Consider the following 25344-nt stretch of genomic DNA (forward strand, 5'->3'; position numbering starts at 1 on the left):
AAAAAGGTTTTTCTTTAAATTGCTTAAAGAAAAACCTTTTTTTTTTATAATAAATTAATAACTTCAATTAGGTTTTTGAAGCTTAACACCTCAGAACCTTAGCAACTTAGTACCTTTACAAAAGCTTTAGTTAATTGTTTTTTTATCTGGCCTGATAATCATACGTAGTGATTGATCTTTTGCAAAATAAGCTACCATCCAGTTTAAGAATGTGCTAAAACGATTTCTGTATGTAATGAGGGAAATAAGATGTACGAATAACCAAATTACCCATGCCAGGAATCCTTTAAAATGCCATTTGGGTTTTGGCAAATCAACAACGGCTTTATTTTTTCCAATAATTGCCATAGATCCTTTATCTACATATTTAAAAGGCTTTAGTGGTTTGTTATGAACCATTGCCTTAAAATTTTTAGCTAAATTTACTCCTTGCTGAATAGCTACTTGTGCAACTTGCGGATGTCCGTTTGGAAATGCAGAATCTGTATCCATGATAGAGGTATCACCAATAGCATATATATTTTGTAATCCTTTTATTTTATTATATTCATCGGTTGCCATACGTTTTCCACGTCCGTAACTTTCTACTGGAATTCCATTAAAAGCTTTGGCCGAAACTCCAGCTGCCCAAATTAGGTTTTTGGTATGTATCGTTTCTCCGCTAGAAAAGTACACAATATCATCTACATAATCTGTAACTCTATTGTTTAGCTTTACTACGACTCCTAAATCTGTAAGCGCTTTGAGCGTGTCTTGTTGTGAGGCTTTGCTCATAGGCGACAACAGTGCATCTCCTCCATCGACTAAATAAACATTACTTACTGATGTATCAAGTTCAGGGTATTCTTTTAATAAAATATTTTTACGCATTTCTGCAAACATTCCAGAAACTTCAACTCCTGTTGGTCCTCCACCTGCAACTACAATTGTTAAAAGTTTACGACGTTTACGAATGTCTTTGGTAATCGATGCTTTTTCTAGGTTCTTAAGCAAGGTGTTGCGCATTACGATGGCATCGTTAAGCGTTTTCATCGGAATGGCGTTTTTCATTACATTCTCCATTCCAAAATAACTTGTCTCTGCTCCTGTTGCAAATACTAGATAATCATAAGTTAATTCTCCATTATTAAGAACTACTTTGTTTTCGGTTGGAATTACTTCTTCTAATTCTCCTAATCTAAATTGCAGGTTTTTTTTGCCTGCAAAAAACTTCCTAAAAGGATAACTGATACTCGAAGGCTCTAAAAAAGCTGTTGCAACCTGATATATAAGTGGTGGAAAAAAGTTATAATTGTTTTTGTCTACAAGCGTTACTTGTATTTGAGGTTGATTTACAAGCTCTTTTGCTAAATTTATTCCTGCAAACCCTCCTCCTATGATGACTATCTTCATAAATACTGTATTAAATAGATATTATAAAAAAACACCTTATAAAAGTACAACATAAATAAAGAGTTACAAACTCAACAATACTTACTTTTTGAATTTTTTAACAGGTTTCTCAACCACCTCCGGTTTATTCTGCAAGATATAGTTTGCTAGTAACTTTTCGATCAATTCATCTTTCGTTAAATGATGAAAAACTGTTTTTACTTTCGTTTTTAAATCTGTTGAAACGTCGTGATTTGGTTTCGTTTTAAAGATTTGCTTAGCCCATAAAAGTGTATTATTTTCTTCTAGACTTGCAACAGATGGTTTTTTAAACTCTTTGAATTTAATTCCTAATTCTTTTTCAAAATCAGCTATTTCAACTACTTCTTCTGGTTGTAAAACGGTAAGCGATAGCCCCTTTGCTCCTGCTCTAGCCGTTCTACCACTTCGGTGAACATAAGCTTCATAGGCATCTGGTAAGTGATAATTTACTACATAAGAAATCTCTTTCACATCTATTCCTCTAGCTGCTAAATCTGTAGCGACTAAAATATTAATATGTCCTTCACGGAATTGCTCCATGATTCGGTCTCTAATTCCTTGCGATAAACTACCGTGCAATGCTCCTGATGAAAAACGGTTTATTGCTAAGTTTTTTGCTAGTTTATTTACAGCAGCTTTTGTTTTACAGAATATAATTCCACGTTCTCCCTCTCTTGAATTCAAGAAATGCATTAAAACATCTAGTTTCTCTATTGGATCTACAACTATATATTCGTGGTCAATTCCTTGATTTCCTACTGTTTCCATATTAGCACTTACTTGAACTACATTTTTAGATAAGTAATTCTGAATCAATTGCTTGATTGTCCCTGGTAATGTTGCTGAGAATAAGAAGGTCGTATGTTTTTTTGGTAATTCGGCTACAATTTCATCTAGACTTTCTTTTAAGATTGAAACCATTTCATCGGCTTCGTCCAAAATAAGATATTGTGTCTCTTTTAGATTGATTGCTTTACGCTGAATTAAATCGATTAATCGACCTGGTGTTGCAACTACAATATGAGTAGGCTGTGTAAGTCGCTCTATTTGTGGCTTTATCGGAATTCCTCCGCAAGTTGCAGCTATAGAAACTTCTGGTAAGTATTTTGAGAAATCTTCTAAATTTTTAAATATTTGATGTCCTAATTCTCTTGTTGGAACTAAAATTACAGCTTGCACTGTTGGTAATTCAGGGTTTATTAACTGTAGCAATGGTAATCCAAAGGCTGCTGTTTTTCCTGTTCCTGTTTTTGCCAAACCTACTACATCTGTATTATTAGCCAAAATTAGCGGAATAGTTTTCTGCTGAATTTCGGTTGGTTTAACTATGTTTAATTCGGTTAATGCTTTCTGTATTGGTGCTGAAATTCCTAAGTCTGAAAATTGTTTTGACATTATTTTATTTTTTAAAATTGAAAAATTTAAAGATTTAAAAATTTCTAACTGTGTTACTGTTTTGATCTCACAATGGTTATTTCTTTTAACCACTGCTTGCTCAGATTAAAATGATTTTTATCACTGAGAAATTGAGCTTTATTCGACTCAATTCCTTTTTTGTTTGTTTTAATAGCTTAATGACTCTTTTTTTTTTAGCCATTTATCCCACCAAGCTTAAAACAATTTAACCATTAAGAGATCAAGTTTTAATTTCCTTAATTTCTTAATGGTATATTTCTTTTGTTACGGGACTCTTAGCCCTGATGGAAGCGGCATCCTTTTATTTTTTCTTTTCGAAAAATAAAAGATAAAGCGTACAGCAGGAAAAAGCTCCTTATGAATAACTTTCTTTGAGTCTTTATTTTAGAATCAATCTGGTTCGTTCATTATTTTTTCACGGTATTTTTTACCGGTTAATAGTACCAATTTCAATTTATAATCATCGATAAGCCATTCGCGATAATTCTTACTACATTGACTTAAACATTTAGAATATCGCTTGATACGACAATCGATATCGTCGTCTAGCTCTTTCCCTAGTGCTTTTGCTTCTTGTAATGTTTCTGTATTGTCTACACACATTGCTGCGTGTTGCTCTAATGACTTATCTAAAACTACTTTTGAACGCAAGTTTTGCGCTATCGCTATTTTATGTTCTTCATCGACATCAAAACTTACATCGGCTGTTTTACTAAATTTAGCACGCAATTCTGGTGGCATGCTGTATTTAAAATACAATTCGATTTCGGTATCATCTCTTAAATTCTCCAAATAAAACTCTGGTGATTTAAAGATATGTTGCCAGTTTACTGGTTCACTCCATAATCCGAAACGTGCTGCATTATTTCCTAAATCGATAACTGTAAATTCATCTTTATTAGGTAATTTACGAGAACCACGTCCGATCATTTGGTAATATAACGTTAATGATTTTGTTGCTCTATTTAATATAATGGTTTCTACTGTTGGCTCATCAAATCCAGTAGTTAAGATTCCTACTGATGTTAAAATTGCATCCGGAGTTTTCTTAAACCATTGTAATATATCTTTTCTCTCTTCGTTACTGCTAGTGTTATCAAGATGACGGATATCATAACCTGCTTCTCTAAAGGTTTCATACACATATAATGAAGTATGGATACCATTATTAAAAATCAAGGTTTTCTTACCTAGTGATTTTTCGGTATAAGCATGCAATAATTTTTCTTGCATGATTGTGTTTGTATATAAATCATCTGAAGATTTTACGGTATAATCTCCATTGATACCAACTTTCAGCGATGTTAATCCTACATCATAACTATAAGTTGTTGCACGTGCCAAAAATCCTTGTTCGATTAACGAACCAATTGTGTCTCCTACAATTAGTTCATTATAACTTTCGTGCATTGGTAATTTTATATTAGAGCTTAACGGCGTTGCTGTTACTCCTAATATAAATGCATTTTTGAACGAGTTTAATAATTTTCGGAATGAATTGTAATGTGCCTCATCGATAATTACTAAACCAATATTGTCTAAATGCAATTTTTCGTCGTTAATACGGTTTTTTAATGTCTCAACCATAGCAACAAAGCACGAATACTCGTTTTGGTCTAATAATTCTTTTACCTTACTATTGATTATCTTATTTTTAACACCAAAACCTTTCAACATTTTTGAAGTTTGCTTGCAAAGTTCAATTCTGTGTGTTAAAACTACTACTTTTTTCTCGTGTTGCGCTAAATAACGACGTACGATTTCAGAAAAAATCACTGTTTTCCCTCCACCAGTAGGCAATTGATACAATAAATGATGTTGTGCCGATCCGTTATCTAAACGGTCAAAAATGGCATCAATATCATTTTGTTGGTATGCGTAAAGTTCTTTTTTTTCTACTTTTTCTATTTCTAAAGTGTTTTGAGACATTGTATTTTATTGGTTTTTGCAAAAATACACCTAAAAAACAGTTATTGCGCCTTTTTTATCTTAAAATAAAAAGAAAAAATTCACAATTATTTAATTATGAAACGGGTTCTAAAAAGTTATTTTATCCAAAATCACTTCAAAATCAGACTTGTTTTTCCATTTTTGAGTAGCTGTTTCCTCATAAATTTGATTTACTCGGGATTTAAATTCGGCTAAAATTCCGTTTGAAACTATAAAATTTACTGCTTGCTCAAAAGAATTGTACATGCTTTTGTAAAAAAGTTCTTGCTTTACTGGGTTTTCGGATGAGTAGGTTTGCGCAATTTCGATGTTATAAAGCATAACATCAGCAATTACAAATGGATCTACCCCCAAAAGTATAAAATGTTTGATATATTTTTGAGCTATAGAACGGCGCATTTTTGGTTTTAAAGGCCGTCTTGATGGTTTTGATTTTACGGGAAAATATTCATGCGAAATTTTCACCTTACATTCCTGCAAAAGTGTTTCTTCTTTTGGATTAAACACAAAATCGTAATAGACTTTTACCGGACTGAATTTTTCGTACAATTCGATTAGTTGCTCTTCTAATTGCTCTTTAGTAAGATCGTTTAAATATTTTTTTAAATCGCGTTTACTCATTATCAAAGTTTAAGATTGTAAAAGTAAATTACTTTCTCTTTGGATGCCGTAAAAATCGACCAGAATCATTAATTTTACCGTTAATAATTTAAAAAAATATTTAAATGCTCAAAATTTTTAAGATTACAGCGATTTTAGAAGGAATTTCATATCTGGCTTTATTTTCTAATATGCTTTTTATTAAGCCTACAAACCTTGATTTATACAAATCATTATTGTTCCCTATCGGAATGAGTCATGGTTTACTGTTTGTTGCCTATGTTTTATTAGCTATTTTATTAAAAAGTGCTCAAAAATGGGATTTTAAAACTTTTATGTTGATTTTAATCGCTTCTGTTGTTCCGTTTGGGACTTTTTATGTTGAGTATAAATACTTGAAAAATGCTTAAGTTTTTGGATAAAATATTTAATTTTTTATACCCTCTTTTTAGAGACTGGGGTATGAGTCGCAATATTGCTGCTTACCTTAGCCTTGTTTTAAATATCGCCTTATTAATTATAATGGCATACGCTGTGTATTACGTAGCCAAATTTCTTTTGGTAACTCTTACTGCCGTTTTTGCCCAAAAAACTAAAACTAAGTTTGATGACTTTTTAATAAATAACAAAACAACTAAATACACTGCTTACTTAATTCCATTTTTCTTTATTTATAAAGCTGTTCCAATAATTTTGGACAAATATGAATATTGGGAATTGGTATTTGGTAAAATCGTTGGTGTCTATATCGTACTGTTATCACTATGGATTATTCAAACTGTTTTTAATTCGCTTAAAGACTATTTAAAACAAAAACCTGAATACAGCGATAAACCTATCGATAGTTTTGTTCAGGTTGTTATGATGGTGCTCTGGATTTTTGGAATTGTAATTATTGTTTCTAAATTATTCGGAATCAGACAAAGTGAATTACTAACTATTCTAGGAACTCTTTCGGCTATTATTATCTTAATCTTTAGAGACACAATTCTTGGTTTTGTTTCTAGTGTCCAGGTTGCTATTAACGATATGGTTCGCATTGGGGACTGGATTACTATGGAAAAATTTGGTGCTGATGGTGGCGTAATCGAAATTAATCTTACTACTGTAAAAGTTCGAAATTTTGATAATACTATCACTACCATTCCTACTTATGCCTTGAGCTCTGACTCATTTCAGAACTGGCGCGGGATGCAACAATCGGACGGACGTCGTATCAAAAGACATATTTTGATTAAAACGAGTACGATTCGCTTTTTGTCTGATGAAGACTTGAATATGATGAAAAAGATTCAACTCATTACTCCTTATATTGAATCCCGTCAGGCCGAAATTGAAAAATTTAATACTATAAATGGCATCGACAAATCTTTGTCTCTCAATGGTCGAAATATGACTAATTTGGGTTTGTTTAGAAAATATATTATTCAATATATGCTTAATCATCCAGGTCTAAATAAAGAAATGCATATGATGTGCCGTCAGCTTCAATCGACTGCACACGGTGTTCCTTTAGAGATTTATACTTTTTCGAGCGACAAACGTTGGGCTAATTATGAATATATTATGGCTGATATCTTTGATCACATTATTGCTTCTGTTCCTTATTTTGATCTCGAAATATTCGAACTACCTTCTAAAATTAGTCACTTGGATGTCTAGTCACAATTTGTAGTATTCCGTTTTCAGTCGCAGTCGCGGTTTTACGGTGTTACTTTATAATTTCCTTCCTTCGTCAGGAGGACAAGATTTGGTTTATTGAGTGTTAAGCTCAGTTTTCAATCCTGTCACCCTGATCGAAGTCGAAGAGTTATCTGTTTTCAGTTCTTTAGAATATAATATACTATCAATAAGTAATTTGGGTGCTGAAAAAGTTTATAGTATTAAGTCATAATTTTCAGTTTTCAGTCCTGCTTTAAAGAATATAATCTCAATAAATAATCTGCTTGCTGAAAAAGTTTTCAGTATTCTGTCAGGGTGAAAAGATTGTGTTTATTGAGTGTTTAGTCTCAGTTTGCGGTGTATAGCTTATAGTCTTGCTTCTAATTTCTTGCTTCTCAATTTCTTACATTACCTTTCTCAAGCGACTTAGTACCTTTGCAACTCTGAACCTATAACCGGTCTTTTACATACTCAATTTTTGTTTTACCATGTGCTTTTGGCTTGCCATCTTCTCCTAAATTGACCATTGTAATAGTATCTATTGATATAATAATCTCTCTGGTCATCATGTTTCGCACTTCACTCCTTAATATAAGCGAAGTGTTTCCGAATTTAACTACTTCAATACCAATTTCAACAATATCTCCTTGTCTTGCAGAGCTTTTAAAATTAATTTCAGACATATGCTTGGTTACTACTCTATAGTTTTCTAGCTGAATTATTGTGTATAAAGCTAACTCTTCGTCTATCCATGCCAGTAATTTCCCTCCAAATAAAGTTCCATTTGGATTTAAATCTTCGGGTTTCACCCATTTTCGAGTATGAAATCTCATAATTTTATATTTTAATAACAACAAAAATAGCGTTTTAGTGCTAATTTTTTTTTAATTTTAAATAAAAAAATGAGCCAGCGAGATACTTTTTTACATGAATTCCGAGGATCAACTTTAGGCACTGTAAATACTCAATCTTCTGCAGATGAATTATTTCAAAACGAAGTAATTCGCCCAATTTTAAAACTCCAAAATGATTTATTAATTGCCGTATTTAGGAACTACGTCAATAAAAACAAAACCGACTTTTACTCATATACCGTTGAAAAAAAACTTTCGGTGATTGAGAATGCTATTCAAAAAGATATCAAGTTTCGAAATTCACTAAAAGGAATGATTATCGCTCTTTTTACATTAGACGAATATGATTCTTATATACTTAACTCTTCTAGCCTTAACAAAAGGATGATGAATTTGGTAATTGACAGACTCAAAGGTCAAATTCAATTATTTGAACTTGAATCCAATTAATTTAATGTATTAAATATCGACTGCATACTTGCTTCATCAAACAAAACCTGTGATATTAGCAAAAAAAATTACAACGCTCATAACAGAATTATAAATTCATCTGTTATGGGCTTATACTATTAAAATATTTCAATGAATATCAAATCACATATCTTAATTTATCTCTCATAGAAGATAAGTCCCTAAGTAGCGAAATTCCTTTATAACCTCTAAAAAAGTTTATTTACAGAATCTTTTAATCGACTGTTCTGCATTAGGAAAGTTTTTTTCTTTTGATATTCTAAGGTATTTACAGCCTTTCGTTTTGTTTTGAATCGCGATATAGCTAATTCCCAAAACATATTCTACTGTTCCGCCATCCAAACTAGGTGAATCAACAATTTTCAATAGAGTATTAATGGCTTTTTCAAATTGATTCATTTTAAAATAACAAATTCCAATATTCTGTATCACCAACTCATTTTGAGGATCTTCTTTTAGTGCTTTTTGGTAATATGTAACTGCCAAATCAAAGTTTTCTTGATCTCCATATTCTTTAGCTTTAATCAAAAAATTATCTCTTAAAGCATATAATGCGTTAGATCTTCTTTCTAATAAAAGACTGTCCTTTGGAAAAAAAGCTAATCCTTCATCTAAGAATGAACGCAGTTTTTTATTGCTGTATCCCGATAATTGTAATGCTTTTGAAGTACTGACCCAATTCGAAGCCATTTTTCTGTATTTAGTAAACTGATTGTGAATTTTTATCATTCCCACAGTATCCTTTTTTTCGTTGGCTATAAAAAGAGCTGATAAATAGAAATCTCTATTTCTTGGTCTTTTGTTAAAAGCTATTTTAGCATATTTATAAGCTTTATCAATATCTCCGCTGTTAAAAGCAATCTTATGAATATACCAATCTGAATTACCTAAATACGGATTTAGTTTCTGAGCTAATTCGAAATAATGCAAGGCTTCTTTATATCTTTCCTCATAAAACAATGAAACGCCAACATATTCTACAAAGGGCTCAGAATAATAACTTAGCGTTGGAAATTTTGGTAAATGACTAATAATATCACTAGATTCTAATAACCGTCCCGTTTCAGGTAGCCTATCGTTTGCTCTATAAACTGCCTGATATACCTTAAATTTATACTCTAATTGTGACGCTCTAAATTGTGAAAAAGTAAAATATAGACAGACAACACTCATAATTATGATTGTTATAGGCAGAGTAGTAATTTTTATTTTAGATTTTTTTTGTTCTGAATCACTTGCTATTCCTTTTTGATTTACCAATGAAAGAGCCAATAAAAAACAAAATCCAAATTGTACTGCTGGTATATATAATGGGAAATTTAATAGTGCATCGAATCCATAACTAATAAGTATCATTAGAGAAAACAAAGCCACCAACTTCATTTCAACTTCATTAGATTTAAGAATTTTACTTACTGTGACATATAAAATAAAAACAAATAATGAAAGATAAAGTAGTCCGTTTACAACTCCTGTTTCAGTCATTAATTCCAGAAAATCATTATGAGCATTACTAGAAATATTCGAATCATCTATAAGTAAGTTTTCATAAGCCAAGCTTTTAATTTTCCAATTTCCAATACCAATCCCTTGAACTGGATTTTCGATAATAATTTCACTTGCATTTTTCCAAAAATCCAGTCGCAATTTTGCAGACGAGTCTGATGGATTATCCGTAAGTTCTATTTGTCCTATTCTATTCCCTATTGATTGATAACGGTCTGAATCTCCATGTTTTGCTAAAATGGTATTCGAAAAAACAAACGAAACAATAACTGGTAAAATAACATGGCCTATTTTTATAAATTCGTCTTTTTTAATTGTGTGAATTTTAAAATAAAATACTAAAAAGAAAGTTAGCTGTATAGCTAATCCTAAAAATGTAGCTCGAGAGCCTGTTAAGAAGATTATGGAAACACCTAAAAATAAGGTCAAGATTAATAGGATTCTTTTCCAATTTGAAAAGTGTATGATTCCTAAAACTAAAAATGGAATTTTTATATTTAAACTCGCAGCAAGTATATTTATATTTCCCGAGTTTCCTTTAATTACTGATAAATCAAGTGTTTTTGAAAAATCATAAAGAATTGATATTGATTGAATAAATACACTAATTCCAACAATTAAAGCAATTTTATAAAGTAAATAAAGGCGTCTATAAAGTAGTATAGTTAGATTTAAAAATGTACAAAAAATAATTAATAACTTACTAAAAGTAACTACTGCTAGTGAAACATTAATAGCCGTGAATATTGAAACTCCGCAAAGGAATAAAAACGAAGTATAGATTTTTAATACAACACTATTTCTACATAGCGAAATCAAACTTTGAGCTATTAATTTTGGGTTACAATAGAAATAAATGCCAATAACAATATTTAATAACGCTAGATATATATATTGCGGACTATACCTTTCAATCGTTTTAAATGAAGGCAAAAATTCCATTAATAAATACCCAATAATAAATAGTAGTATTATGAAACTCGAGTTATCAGTATCAATATGTTGTTTTTTCATGTTTAATTTTACTTCCATGTATTTTTATTATCTATCATTATTTTATTTATCTAGTTTCCGTTTTTAATTTATATAAACGAACTACTATCTTTACTTTCTACTCTCTCGTTTAACCATATTTTACTTGTTTAATAATCCCGAATTAAAATTTTAAGCATTAAATTTGAAACAAAAAACAACGTCTATATTTTTCCTTTGGTGATTATTTTAAGGAAGAACTAAAAGTTCTTCTTTTTATTAAACTCAAGAATTATTTTGTAATATTATCTCCTTTTCTTATGGCTGTACACATAATCTAAGGGTAAATATCACCCTTAGAAAAAAAATACAATCAACTATAAAACAAATAATTACCACTATTTAATAATAATAATAATAAATTGCTAGGTTTTTTTTTTGATGTGTATTAACTATAATCCAAAATTTATTCTTTTATACCTTAAAATACCATTTGGACATATGTCTCAGTAAAATGTATTTTACCTAAACACTAATGTCCAAATTGGTAGTTTTAACTTAATAAAATCATTGTTTTTTAATGATTATAAATTCGGATCGTCTATTTAACTGATGTTCACCTTCTGAGCATTTGACACCTTTTTCACACTTGTTAATTAGTTCTGTATCACCGAAGCCTTCACCTGAAATTCTTTCTTTTTCAATACCCGCATTTACAATATAGTTTACAGTCGAACTAGCTCTATTTTTTGATAAAGTCATATTGAGTTCTTTTCTACCTCTACTATCTGTATGGGATTGCACTTTTAATGAAATATTTGGTCTAGCTAATAACAATTGGACAATTTTATTCAGTTCTTTTTTAGACGATTCTCTTATTATAAAACCCTCAAAATCAAAATAAATCGGACTAAGCTCTAATTTTTGGGTTAAATCATCTCCTTCACTTAATACGACTATTTTGTTGGCAACAATTACTTCCATTTCATTATATAAGTTTGGCGATATATTTTTTTTCTCCAACTGTTTCATTGATGAGATTAATTCAGTTGCCTCAATTAGTCCTTCTTTTTTGAATACTAATCTGTAACTTTTATAAGGTTCTAATCTAAGTGAATAATTTCCATCGTTATCTGTATAATGAGTTGCAACTTTATTGTTATCTAAATCATAAACTTCGATAGCCACCTGGGCAATAGGTATCTCAGTAATGCTATCTTTTAAGACTCCAGAGATAATTGGTTTTATGCTGAATGGCATCTTTTTTGGTTTGTTTTCTTTAAATCCATATAAGTCATCATTTCCATTGCGATTTGATGAGAAATAGCCCTTTTTGGTTTCTTCATTTATTGCATAGCCAAAATCATCATAACGAGAATTCACACCATCTCCTAAATTCATTACATGATATACACCTTCTTCATCTTTAACTGCAGCAAAAACATCTAATCCGCCCAATCCCGGGTGCCCATCAGATGAAAAATACAAGATACCTGATTCGTCAATAAAAGGATATGTTTCTCTACCTAAAGTATTAATTTCATCACCTAAAGATTTAACCTCATTGCTTATTTGATAAGCTTCTGTAATGTTAACTACATACAAGTCTGAATTACCAATTTCATTATTTCTATCAGACACAAAGTATAATTCTTTATCATCAGGACTTAAAGCAGGATGACCTGAAGAAAATCCGCTACTATTTACTGGGTAAGGTAATTCTTCAATATTTTCCCATTCATTATTGATATAATGCGCTTTATATATTTTTAAATAGCTTATATCTAATTTATTGCTTCTTCCTAATTCTCCCGAAGAATAATTCGTTCCAGTAAAGTACATTGTTTTACCATCTTTTGTTATTACTGGAGTACTCTGATGATATTTTGAATTTACTTTTCCTTTTAAAATTTTATCATTTTCTAATTCACCATCGGCAGTAATAGTTGCTTCATAAATTTTTAAAAACGGTTTATTATCCCAATTGTGTTTAGCTTTTAATGAAAGTCCAACCTCTTTTGCAGAAGAATAAAGTATTTTATCATCACCCCAAAAGGCTGCCCCAAAATCTGAATATGCAGAATTATTTTTTATATTTTTGATTTCATAACGCCCAGATTGTTCCGCTATTTTAGACAAAAAATTTTCTGGTAGCCAATCATCACTTCTATCTTTTTTTTCTGTTAGCTTAAAATAGTTTTTTAAAACTAATGCTGCTTCTAAATATTTCTGTGCAGCTTTTAATGTCTGTGCGTATCTAAAGTAATATTCCGGAGAAATACTTTCTCCATTTTCCATAGCCTTAGAATACCATAATAAAGCTTCCGAATAATTAGAATTATAATAATAGGAGTCTGCAAGTTTTGCATAGACAATTGCTGTAGCATCATCTTTGTTCGCCAATTCTGTGTACAATTTACTTGCTTTTGTAAATGCAAATTCATTATAAGCTTCATTTGCTTTATGCATTTTTTTACTTTGCTTTTGTGTGTAGCCCATTTGCTTTATAAAAAGAGATAGGAAAACAAAAACGATAGTTGTTTTTTTATGAATCATTTTCATTGATTAATCTATTATTAAAAAAACCTAGGTGTAATTATTCTACTCTTTGCTAATGAAAGTAAGTCGAATCGCAAGAAAACTTCATGCGATCCTGAATTGTATCTCCCTAATTTGCTGGTATCAAAGTCATAAGCATATCCAATATTTAAACCCTCTGACACTTGAAATCCAGCCATAGCACTTACAGCTGCATCCCATCTATAGGCTACTCCTAATGTAAATTTTTCTTCCAAAAGAAAGTTAGCTGACAAATCAACTCCTAATGGTGATCCTACTACAGCTTTTATCATTGCAGCAGGCTTAAATTTTACGGCATCTGACAATGTAAATACATAACCTCCCATCATATAAAAGTGCTTTTTTCTCGTAACCATAGAGGTTTGAATATCATCATAGAATTCTGTTTCCAAAATTTTTGGTATTGATACCCCTACATACCATTTATCTGAATACATAAATACTCCAGCACCTATATTTGGAGAAAACTTACTTAACTTACCAGCAAGATCTATGTCATTTTGATTTTGAATAGTTAATTTATTGTAATCTATATCCCAGAAGTTACCTACAGCGCTTAACCCTAGAGATAATTTTACATCTTCTGATAACGTAATTGGATAAGAATAATTAATTGCAGCAGTAGTTTCACTTGTTGCACCTATTTGATCATTAATGACTGTAAATCCTAATCCTTGTCCGTTACTGCTAACAGGTCCTTGAATTGATAAATTAGCTGTTTTAGGTGCTCCATCTAAACCTACCCATTGTGCCCTATAGATACCCAAAATGTTAGTTACGCCACTAGTTCCTGTATATCCAGGATTTATTGTTAAGGTATTATACATATATTGAGTATATTGACTATCCTGTTGTGCAAATGATGGAAAGTATACTGTCAGTAATAACAATAGTATTATTGTTTTTTTCATTTTGTTTTTAATTTTTTAATGCAGATTCAAGTCGCTTTTGATAAGTTCTTTTAAAAAAAGCCGATTAATTGATTGTCCTTAATTAAAATACAGATAGCCTACTTTTTCTCTAGTAATTTCATTATTTGTTTTATATCTAAGTACATAAAAATAGGTTCCTGTAGACAACTTCTCTCCCTTACTTACAGTTGCTCTACCTTCAGAAATTCCTTTAAACCAATTTCCATCTGTACCATAGCCCGAAGTTTCAAACACTTTAACACCCCATCTGTTGTATATTTCTAAAGTGTTGTTTGGGTAATTAGATAAACCATCTATAAAAAAGTAGTCATTAACTCCATCTTCGTTAGGCGAAAAACCATTGTAAACAATAACATTATCCTTAGGAAAATCCAGTGTTTTTTTTATTCTTGCTAGTGTAAAAATTCCATCACTAGTAATTTTTGCCGTAACCGCTTTATAATATTCATCACTTGCTGAATCATAAATCTTCCATTGCTTATCTAAATCATGCCATTTAACAATTGCAATAGAATCATCATCACTACCAGTAATTATAGCATTTGGAGTCGTATTCTCATCCCAAGTAAGTGTCAAAGCAAAATCAATTGGGTTATCTGTAGTTTCAAATTTCCAATATTCAGATGAGTCAATTAATACTATTTTATCTTGCTTCTTATCATGAGGATACTCCCCATTTGAATTTTTATAATAATATTTACCAGTATAAATCTTGCCATTCTGAGTACTTTGCCCAATAGATATTGGTCTAAAAAATCCTTCGTCTCCTACAGGAAACTGAAATTCATTTTTTCCATTTTGTTCTACATGCCCAAGTACATAACTTTCGTGACTCGTATCATTATGATTTGCATTAATTCCAAAAATAAATTTCCCTCCATTAGTGTCATTATCTACAATCCCATTATTAAAGTATGAAGTTCCCTTAACACTTAGTTCCCCTGACAATAAAAAAGCTGGTTGCGCTGATGTATTATCAAATCTTACATCATTTAATTCACTTGGTAATGTTCCAGAAATAGTCTGCGCTCCAGTTATTCCTTTAAAATAAGTTAATCCTGTTTTTGATGATTGGCTAAATGTCACCATCCCATCATTATTAAAATTTGCGTATACAAAAAAGACACCATCATTAACAAAATTCCCAGTAAGAGTATTATCAAAACTTTCTACTGAAGAAAACTCTGTTCTGGGCATAATTACTAAATCTCCTGTGTTTACCGTTTGTGCATTTAATTTGCCAACTGCACATACCATTAGTATGATTGTATTTCTATAAATTCTGGTCATCACTTATATTTTAAAATGTTATCCATAATATCATTTGCTATCATTATTTATACTTTTAAAAAGCATCTTCAGTTTACACTCAATACTAATTTTAGCCAGTAACTTGTTTGTTGTTGAAGTTTAAACATATAGAATCGCAATTCTATAAATCGTACCCAACTGACTATTTAGTAATTGTATTGAACATAAACAATCCAACTAAAAATTAACAACTTGTATCTGTACCGAACAGATTTTGCCCTTTACTAGTAATACAACCTTAATTATTATTTAATTTTCGGAAAATTATCCAACGTTTAGTCTTTCAGCTTTAGTATTTTATAGTTTCTCCATCAATTTGTTTAAACACTGAACAAAAACTGATTAAGCTGATAAGGATTGTAAAGATCATCTCTTAAATACAAGAGGTAATCTTTTTTATATTTTTAAAGTATAATAAGGAACTACAATTAAAATTGTAGTTCCTTTATTTTTAATTACTGTTTATTTTATTTCAGAAATAAATTTTTCCAATTTTTCCAAACGCTCGTTAATTGCTTTTGAATTGGTTTTTAATTCCTCTATTTCATTGTTCTTTGCATCTAGCTGTTTGTTTTGCTCAATAACGTGCAAATACAACTCTTCTGTTTTTTCTAGTAACTGAATTGATAATTCTGAAATATTAAATGCATAACCTCCAGCTGTTTTCTCTAGTTCAGTTATAGGAGTTATTCCTGGTAAATGTTTGTTCTTTTGGATAAAAGCATCTACTTCGGCTAATGTTTTAAATTTATAATCTGCTTTAATATCTGAAAAGCCTTGGAAATAATCTTCAAACACATAATCAGCAAAGTAACTATTCACAGTTGTAATTACTCCGTTAACTCTCAATCTTTCATTTGGTGTAGACGATGGTGTATTATAACCAATACCTACCCAATCACCCATTGTATAAATAGACTCATCATTTTTAGTTGCACCTGCATTAGTATCTGTACTAAACCATGGTTCTTTTACTAATGGAGCAATATCTAACTTATGAGTTATTGTCTTTTCATCTGTATAATCTAAAGTTCCTTTTGCGAGTGGATTTACTTCAAGCTTAGTTATTGTTTCATAAACATCGACTGCAGCATTAGCTGTCTCATTTTTATAACTAGCAATTTTATTTCCTGCTGTTACCAAAGGAGTTATCTCCGTAACTGTTTCTGCATCTTTTATTGCAGGAGCTAAATCAATAATTCCTTCAACTTCGTTTATCGAACTAGTTAACGTAGAACCTGATAAAGTAACGACATTACTATTAACAGCTGGTGCTGTTTTTACAATACCATTTACTGTTGACGTAATTGTGTTTAGCGGGTTACTTAAATCATTGGTAGTTACTTGAGCAACAATTTTATCCAATTCTACCGAAGAAGTAACTCCATTTACATTAGAGATCAATTTATTATCAGCATCTAAGTTCAATTCATTGGTAGTTACTTGAGCAACAATTTTATCCAATTCTACAGAAGAAGTAACTCCATTTACATTAGAGATCAATTTATTATCAGCATCTAAGTTCAATTCATTGGTAGTTACTTGAGCAACAATTTTATCCAATTCTACAGAAGAAGTAACTCCATTTACATTAGAGATCAATTTATTATCAGCATCTAATTTTAAATCATTCGTAGTTACTTGAGCAACTATTTTATCCAATTCTACAGAAGAAGTAACTCCATTTACATTAGAAATCAATTTATTATCAGCATCTAAGTTCAATTCATTGGTAGTTACTTGAGCAACTATTTTATCCAATTCTACCGAAGAAGTAACTCCATTTACATTAGAGATCAATTTATTATCAGCATCTAAGTTCAATTCATTGGTAGTTACTTGAGCAACAATTTTATCCAATTCTACCGAAGAAGTAACTCCATTTACATTAGAAATCAATTTATTATCAGCATCCAATTTTAAATCATTCGTAGTTACTTGAGCAACTATTTTATCCAATTCTACAGAAGAAGTAACTCCATTTACATTAGAGATCAATTTATTATCAGCATCTAATTTTAAATCATTCGTAGTTACTTGAGCAACTATTTTATCTAATTCTACAGAAGAAGTAACTCCATTTACATTAGAGATTAATTTATTATCAGCATCTAAGTTCAATTCATTGGTAGTTACTTGAGCAACAATTTTATCCAATTCTACCGAAGAAGTAACTCCATTTACATTAGAAACCAATTTATTATCAGCGTCTAAGTTCAATTCATTGGTAGTTACTTGAGCAACAATTTTATCCAATTCTACCGAAGAAGTAACTCCATTTACATTAGAGATCAATTTATTATCAGCATCTAAGTTCAATTCATTGGTAGTTACTTGAGCAACTATTTTATCCAATTCTACCGAAGAAGTAACTCCATTTACATTTGAGATCAATTTATTATCAGCATCTAAGTTCAATTCATTGGTAGTTACTTGAGCAACAATTTTATCCAATTCTACCGAAGAAGTAACTCCATTTACATTAGAAACCAATTTATTATCAGCGTCTAAGTTCAATTCATTGGTAGTTACTTGAGCAACAATTTTATCCAATTCTACAGAAGAGGTAACGCCATTTACATTAGAGATCAATTTATTATCAGCATCTAATTTTAAATCATTCGTAGTTACTTGAGCAACAATTTTATCCAATTCTACCGAAGAAGTAACTCCATTTACATTAGAGATCAATTTATTATCAGCATCTAATTTTAAATCATTCGTAGTTACTTGAGCAACAATTTTATCCAATTCTACCGAAGAAGTAACTCCATTTACATTAGAGATCAATTTATTATCAGCATCTAATTTTAAATCATTCGTAGTTACTTGAGCAACTATTTTATCCAATTCTACAGAAGAAGTAACTCCATTTACATTAGAAATCAATTTATTATCAGCATCTAAGTTCAATTCATTGGTAGTTACTTGAGCAACAATTTTATCCAATTCTACCGAAGAAGTAACTCCATTTACATTAGAGATCAATTTATTATCAGCATCTAAGTTCAATTCATTGGTAGTTACTTGAGCAACAATTTTATCCAATTCTACCGAAGAAGTAACTCCATTTACATTAGAAATCAATTTATTATCAGCATCCAATTTTAAATCATTCGTAGTTACTTGAGCAACTATTTTATCCAATTCTACAGAAGAAGTAACTCCATTTACATTAGAGATCAATTTATTATCAGCATCTAATTTTAAATCATTCGTAGTTACTTGAGCAACTATTTTATCTAATTCTACAGAAGAAGTAACTCCATTTACATTAGAGATTAATTTATTATCAGCATCTAAGTTCAATTCATTGGTAGTTACTTGAGCAACAATTTTATCCAATTCTACCGAAGAAGTAACTCCATTTACATTAGAAACCAATTTGTTATCAGCGTCTAAGTTCAATTCATTGGTAGTTACTTGAGCAACAATTTTATCCAATTCTACCGAAGAAGTAACTCCATTTACATTAGAAACCAATTTATTATCAGCGTCTAAGTTCAATTCATTGGTAGTTACTTGAGCAACAATTTTATCCAATTCTACAGAAGAAGTAACTCCATTTACATTAGAAATCAATTTATTATCAGCATCTAAGTTCAATTCATTGGTAGTTACTTGAGCAACAATTTTATCCAATTCTACAGAAGAGGTAACTCCATTTACATTAGAAATCAATTTATTATCAGCATCTAAGTTCAATTCATTGGTAGTTACTTGAGCAACAATTTTATCCAATTCTACAGAAGAAGTAACTCCATTTACATTAGAGATCAATTTATTATCAGCATCTAAGTTCAATTCATTGGTAGTTACTTGAGCAACAATTTTATCCAATTCTACAGAAGAGGTAACGCCATTTACATTAGAGATCAATTTATTATCAGCATCTAATTTTAAATCATTCGTAGTTACTTGAGCAACAATTTTATCCAATTCTACCGAAGAAGTAACTCCATTTACATTAGAAACCAATTTATTATCAGCGTCTAATTTTAAATCATTCGTAGTTACTTGAGCAACAATTTTATCCAATTCTACCGAAGAAGTAACTCCATTTACATTAGAAACCAATTTATTATCAGCGTCTAAGTTCAATTCATTGGTAGTTACTTGAGCAACAATTTTATCCAATTCTACCGAAGAAGTAACTCCATTTACATTAGAGATCAATTTATTATCAGCATCTAAGTTCAATTCATTGGTAGTTACTTGAGCAACAATTTTATCCAATTCTACCGAAGAAGTAACTCCATTTACATTAGAGATCAATTTATTATCAGCATCTAAGTTCAATTCATTGGTAGTTACTTGAGCAACTATTTTATCCAATTCTACCGAAGAAGTAACTCCATTTACATTAGAAATCAATTTATTATCAGCATCCAATTTTAAATCATTCGTAGTTACTTGAGCAACTATTTTATCCAATTCTACAGAAGAAGTAACTCCATTTACATTAGAGATCAATTTATTATCAGCATCTAAGTTCAATTCATTGGTAGTTACTTGAGCAACAATTTTATCCAATTCTACCGAAGAAGTAACTCCATTTACATTAGATATCAATTTATTATCAGCATCTAAGTTCAATTCATTAGTAGTTACTTGAGCAACTATTTTATCCAATTCTACCGAAGAAGTAACTCCATTTACATTAGAAACCAATTTATTAGTAGCATCTAAGTTTAATTCATTAGTAGTTACTTGAGCAACTATTTTATCCAATTCTACCGAAGAAGTAACTCCATTTACATTAGAAACCAATTTATTAGTAGCATCTAAGTTCAATTCATTAGTAGTTACTTGAGCAACTATTTTATCCAATTCTACCGAAGAAGTAACTCCATTTACATTAGAAACCAATTTATTAGTAGCATCTAAGTTCAATTCATTAGTAGTTACTTGAGCAACTATTTTATCCAATTCTACCGAAGAAGTAACTCCATTTACATTAGAAATCAATTTATTATCAGCATCCAATTTTAAATCATTCGTAGTTACTTGAGCAACTATTTTATCCAATTCTACAGAAGAAGTAACTCCATTTACATTAGAGATCAATTTATTATCAGCATCTAATTTTAAATCATTCGTAGTTACTTGAGCAACTATTTTATCTAATTCTACAGAAGAAGTAACTCCATTTACATTAGAGATTAATTTATTATCAGCATCTAAGTTCAATTCATTGGTAGTTACTTGAGCAACAATTTTATCCAATTCTACCGAAGAAGTAACTCCATTTACATTAGAGATCAATTTATTATCAGCATCTAAGTTCAATTCATTGGTAGTTACTTGAGCAACAATTTTATCCAATTCTACCGAAGAAGTAACTCCATTTACATTAGAAACCAATTTATTATCAGCGTCTAAGTTCAATTCATTGGTAGTTACTTGAGCAACAATTTTATCCAATTCTACAGAAGAAGTAACTCCATTTACATTAGAGATCAATTTATTATCAGCATCTAAGTTCAATTCATTGGTAGTTACTTGAGCAACTATTTTATCCAATTCTACAGAAGAAGTAACTCCATTTACATTAGAGATCAATTTATTATCAGCATCTAATTTTAAATCATTCGTAGTTACTTGAGCAACTATTTTATCCAATTCTACCGAAGAAGTAACTCCATTTACATTAGAGATCAATTTATTATCAGCATCTAATTTTAAATCATTCGTAGTTACTTGAGCAACTATTTTATCCAATTCTACCGAAGAAGTAACTCCATTTACATTAGAGATCAATTTATTATCAGCATCTAATTTTAAATCATTCGTAGTTACTTGAGCAACTATTTTATCTAATTCTACAGAAGAAGTAACTCCATTTACATTAGAGATTAATTTATTATCAGCATCTAATTTTAAATCATTCGTAGTTACTTGAGCAACAATTTTATCCAATTCTACCGAAGAAGTAACTCCATTTACATTAGATATCAATTTATTATCAGCATCTAAGTTCAATTCATTGGTAGTTACTTGAGCAACAATTTTATCCAATTCTACCGAAGAAGTAACTCCATTTACATTAGAGATCAATTTATTATCAGCATCTAAGTTCAATTCATTGGTAGTTACTTGAGCAACAATTTTATCCAATTCTACCGAAGAAGTAACTCCATTTACATTAGAGATCAATTTATTATCAGCATCTAAGTTCAATTCATTGGTAGTTACTTGAGCAACAATTTTATCCAATTCTACCGAAGAAGTAACTCCATTTACATTAGAAACCAATTTATTATCAGCGTCTAAGTTCAATTCATTGGTAGTTACTTGAGCAACAATTTTATCCAATTCTACCGAAGAAGTAACTCCATTTACATTAGAGATCAATTTATTATCAGCATCTAATTTTAAATCATTGGTAGTTACTTGAGCAACTATTTTATCCAATTCTACAGAAGAAGTAACTCCATTTACATTAGAGATCAATTTATTATCAGCATCTAATTTTAAATCATTCGTAGTTACTTGAGCAACAATTTTATCCAATTCTACCGAAGAAGTAACTCCATTTACATTAGAGATCAATTTATTATCAGCATCTAATTTTAAATCATTCGTAGTTACTTGAGCAACTATTTTATCTAATTCTACAGAAGAAGTAACTCCATTTACATTAGAGATTAATTTATTATCAGCATCTAATTTTAAATCATTCGTAGTTACTTGAGCAACTATTTTATCCAATTCTACAGAAGAAGTAACTCCATTTACATTAGAGATCAATTTATTATCAGCATCTAATTTTAAATCATTCGTAGTTCCTTGAGCAATGGCTACTTTTGTATCAACCCAAGTAGGAATTGTACCAACAGTCTGCAAAATTTGACCTGGGTTTCCAGCTCTTAAACTAATATTAGTATCTTGGAATGCATTATTGACTCCATTAGTAATATCAATTAAATTTAAACCAGTAACATTTCCAGCACCACTTGTTGGTGCAGCACCTGCTGGTCCGATTGGACCTTCATCTCCTTTTAATGTAGCTAATTGCTCTGAAGTAAAATCTGTAAATTTAAAATCTTTACCATCGTCTCCCTTATCACCTTTTAATCCATCAAGAGTTATAATTTGAGGAGCGCCTGAGGCATCAATATAAGTAAACTCCTGACTTATTGGATTAAAAATAACTGTTCCTTTAGATGATGTTATTTCATTAGAAACAACAATTCTGTTCCATTTATTATCATACCAATAGTAATAGCCCGGTTTAACATCAGCCTGACTTGCCGTATTAAACACCATAAGACTTGGAGGTAGCGAGCCATCATTAGTAATAGGACTCATGCTTGTTGCGTTTATAAGATTTACCCTAGGTATTAAAATACCTTTAGTTGAAGCTACCACATCTAATTGAGCGGAGCTATTGGGCAAAGGGGTCCCTACACCTACCTGTCCATACGTGGAGACCCCCCCCAAGACAAGAAGTAAGAATAGTAATTGATTTTTCATAAATACTTATTAAAATTAATAAAAACTAAAAAATAATTTGTTAGATTAATCGTGAGTACTATTACACGAAATTGATTAAAGATTAAGCCATTATTATTTAATAATATCTATCACAATTTACTTAGGATATTACACACTAACCATAATAAGGCCTCACATTGTCATTAAAATGCAATCATAATTTTGTCAATATTTATAATCTAACAATCTTAAAAAAAACATAGTTAGATTATTTAAACTGAAATTATTATCAATTTAAAACGTTAGACAATTAAAACGATTTGGTAAAAAATCGTAAAATTTCATATAGTATGGCTACCTAGAATTAATTAGGGATTTAGCTCATCTACATGAAGAATAAATAAAACTTATAAGACTGGGGCGTCAGTTTTAAAATTGATTATGTTTTACAATATTTATGTTACATAATTGCAGATGTAATTTTTCACAAACAGAATCATGCAAAGAATGCTCATAAAATAATGAAAACAAAAAAACTCGCTACTCACATCTACTTAGCAACTAAAAAAAACAACAAACACCTATTTATCAGTAATTTAAACACTAAACCAAACAATAATGAGTAGATTTGAGTAGGTGTAAAAAGTTAGTGTTATTGTATTGAACTGTTAAAATCAAAAAAAATAAAATGTAGATGCCAAATATGTTCTTTCAGCATTTCATTAAACTCATTTTCTGCAGAAAAAGTTATCAAAGAACCAAACTTATTTAAGTTATTTCTACAAAATTGTATATTCTTATAGAGGCAAATACTCAATTATTTTTAATTTAAATCAAAAATTATAAATATAAAATTGAATGATTTTGTCCAAAAATGAAAAAATAATTAAGGTGATTTCTAGATAGAACTAGATTAGCATAAAGCAAAATTTTTCTTAAAAAATACGACTGGAAAATCTAGAAAGGATGTAAAAAAAGAGTAATATTTGATTCTTTTCTAGATAGTTTAAATTGTCCAAAAAAAAAACAACAATAATTAAAATAGGAATTTAGCTAACAGGAACCTTTTAAAAGCTCATTATCTTGACCAGATCCTTCCATTTTTATTAATTAAAAAAATCAAATAAAACTCTTTTAACTATAACTGACAAAATATCAGTTATTTAAAAACAATCATAAAATATAAAACAATAAATAAAGAAGTAAATATCAGACATGAATTCATATCTAGGTTATAAGTAGCCTTTATTCTAAAAATTTCACTTATTGAGAATGTATTTGGAATAGAATTACAAATATTAAGCTTAAATTCATGCATCTGATTATTCTTAAGCAGTAATTTGGCTAAACTCTAGAAAGATCATAAAGCTTTAAAAAACTTCTTTAAATGAAAAAAAGTCTACAATTCATTTTACCCAAAACTTACTTTTGTTTTCATAATTTCATTTAATGATGCTCTATTATTAATAGCACAGGCTGGAAGTTGCTTTCTTAGTAAGTCCAACTCCTGTTGATTTACACTAATATTTAAATGCTTTAATTTTTTTAACTTACATAAGTTATCTACTGTATTTTTTAGCCTCATTGCATTTGTTTCGACCAAGTGCAATATACTTATATTACTTTTTTCAGTAATAAAATCTAGCTCTGGTAAATTTTCGTTTCCAGAAATTTTTAATATATGTAGACTATTTAAATTTTGTAAAAATTTAAAATCCAAAAAGGCTTTACATTTATCAAACGACAAAGATTTCATCGCTACAATACGCTCAATATTTTCAATGTGTGTCAATTTGGGTGTATAACTTATATCCAATGCTTCAAATGTACTACTCTTGGGCAAGACAATTTTACGGGCTTTTTTTGCGACGCAGACCTTAACTTTGAGTAATTTTTTATCAAGATGAGAGAAATCTAATATTTCACTAGTTGCATCACCAAAAATTGAGAGGCCATTATATATATCAAAAATTTTATCGTACTTAATATTTATATTGTAATCAGTTTCAAGTAACCCTAATTCATCAGCACTATCAATATATTTTCTTTGTAATAACAGCACAAGCGCCATTACTTCTCTAGAAGACAAATCTTTACTTAATAAAATACTTTCTATTTCTGTAAAACTTTGTATTTCAGGAACATTTTCAAGCCAGGCCCTAGTACTATAAACACAATCCTCTGAAGGCGCACTGCGTAACGCAGTTCGTAAATATTCATTATTCATGTTTTTTGCTTAA

Annotated in this window: 14 protein-coding genes; 3 read left to right on the top strand and 11 right to left on the bottom strand. The window is 30.0% G+C overall.

Translation table 11 applies throughout. The annotated features are described in order from the left end of the window. Window positions 1-126: 126 nt before the first annotated feature. From QWY99_RS10300 to QWY99_RS10315, 4 genes are all read right to left on the bottom strand, one after another. Window positions 127-1392, bottom strand: a complete 1266-nt coding sequence (locus QWY99_RS10300) for an NAD(P)/FAD-dependent oxidoreductase (protein ID WP_290264545.1) — start codon at window positions 1390-1392, stop codon at window positions 127-129. 81 nt (window positions 1393-1473) lie between these two features. Further along, entirely contained in the window at window positions 1474-2808 is a 1335-nt protein-coding gene (locus tag QWY99_RS10305) for a DEAD/DEAH box helicase (protein WP_290264548.1), read from the bottom strand. A 411-nt stretch (window positions 2809-3219) separates the two neighbouring features. Further along, complete coding sequence (locus tag QWY99_RS10310; RefSeq protein ID WP_290264550.1) at window positions 3220-4758, bottom strand: DEAD/DEAH box helicase; 1539 nt, start codon at window positions 4756-4758, stop codon at window positions 3220-3222. A gap of 108 nt (window positions 4759-4866) precedes the next feature. After that, window positions 4867-5400 (bottom strand): DUF6155 family protein, encoded by a 534-nt coding sequence (locus QWY99_RS10315; RefSeq protein ID WP_290264553.1) that lies wholly within the window; start codon window positions 5398-5400, stop codon window positions 4867-4869. Between the two features lie 104 nt (window positions 5401-5504). On the opposite strand from QWY99_RS10315, the gene QWY99_RS10320 reads away from it, so the two are divergent. Both QWY99_RS10320 and QWY99_RS10325 read left to right on the top strand, forming a co-directional pair. Then, window positions 5505-5789: a DUF3817 domain-containing protein gene (locus tag QWY99_RS10320; RefSeq protein WP_290264555.1), complete on the top strand. Its 285-nt coding sequence runs from the start codon at window positions 5505-5507 to the stop codon at window positions 5787-5789. Then, complete coding sequence (locus QWY99_RS10325) at window positions 5782-7041, top strand: mechanosensitive ion channel family protein (RefSeq protein ID WP_290264557.1); 1260 nt, start codon at window positions 5782-5784, stop codon at window positions 7039-7041. The genes QWY99_RS10320 and QWY99_RS10325 overlap by 8 nt, the downstream gene beginning before the upstream one ends. A gap of 449 nt (window positions 7042-7490) precedes the next feature. Here QWY99_RS10325 and QWY99_RS10330 read toward each other — a convergent pair whose 3' ends face one another. Then, the gene (locus QWY99_RS10330) at window positions 7491-7874 is read right to left on the bottom strand and encodes an acyl-CoA thioesterase (protein ID WP_290264558.1); all 384 of its coding nucleotides are present in this window, start codon (window positions 7872-7874) and stop codon (window positions 7491-7493) included. Between the two features lie 69 nt (window positions 7875-7943). On the opposite strand from QWY99_RS10330, the gene QWY99_RS10335 reads away from it, so the two are divergent. Beyond that, window positions 7944-8345, top strand: a complete 402-nt coding sequence (locus QWY99_RS10335) for a glyoxalase (RefSeq protein ID WP_290264560.1) — start codon at window positions 7944-7946, stop codon at window positions 8343-8345. 219 nt (window positions 8346-8564) lie between these two features. Here QWY99_RS10335 and QWY99_RS10340 read toward each other — a convergent pair whose 3' ends face one another. The 6 genes from QWY99_RS10340 to QWY99_RS10365 form a co-directional block, all read right to left on the bottom strand. After that, window positions 8565-10904: an O-antigen ligase family protein gene (locus QWY99_RS10340; RefSeq protein ID WP_290264562.1), complete on the bottom strand. Its 2340-nt coding sequence runs from the start codon at window positions 10902-10904 to the stop codon at window positions 8565-8567. Between the two features lie 507 nt (window positions 10905-11411). After that, the gene (locus tag QWY99_RS10345) at window positions 11412-13406 is read right to left on the bottom strand and encodes an OmpA family protein (RefSeq protein ID WP_290264565.1); all 1995 of its coding nucleotides are present in this window, start codon (window positions 13404-13406) and stop codon (window positions 11412-11414) included. Window positions 13407-13420: 14 nt separating this feature from the next. Next, window positions 13421-14335, bottom strand: a complete 915-nt coding sequence (locus tag QWY99_RS10350) for a PorP/SprF family type IX secretion system membrane protein (RefSeq protein ID WP_290264567.1) — start codon at window positions 14333-14335, stop codon at window positions 13421-13423. A gap of 78 nt (window positions 14336-14413) precedes the next feature. Then, on the bottom strand, window positions 14414-15646 hold the full coding sequence (locus QWY99_RS10355; RefSeq protein WP_290264570.1) for a T9SS type B sorting domain-containing protein: 1233 nt from the start codon (window positions 15644-15646) through the stop codon (window positions 14414-14416). Window positions 15647-16129: 483 nt separating this feature from the next. Further along, entirely contained in the window at window positions 16130-23143 is a 7014-nt protein-coding gene (locus QWY99_RS10360) for a phage tail-like protein (protein ID WP_290264573.1), read from the bottom strand. A 1372-nt stretch (window positions 23144-24515) separates the two neighbouring features. Beyond that, entirely contained in the window at window positions 24516-25331 is an 816-nt protein-coding gene (locus QWY99_RS10365) for a hypothetical protein (protein ID WP_290264575.1), read from the bottom strand. Between the last annotated feature and the right edge of the window lie 13 nt (window positions 25332-25344).

Source organism: Flavobacterium branchiarum, from assembly GCF_030409845.1.
Classification (GTDB): Bacteria; Bacteroidota; Bacteroidia; order Flavobacteriales; family Flavobacteriaceae; genus Flavobacterium; species Flavobacterium branchiarum.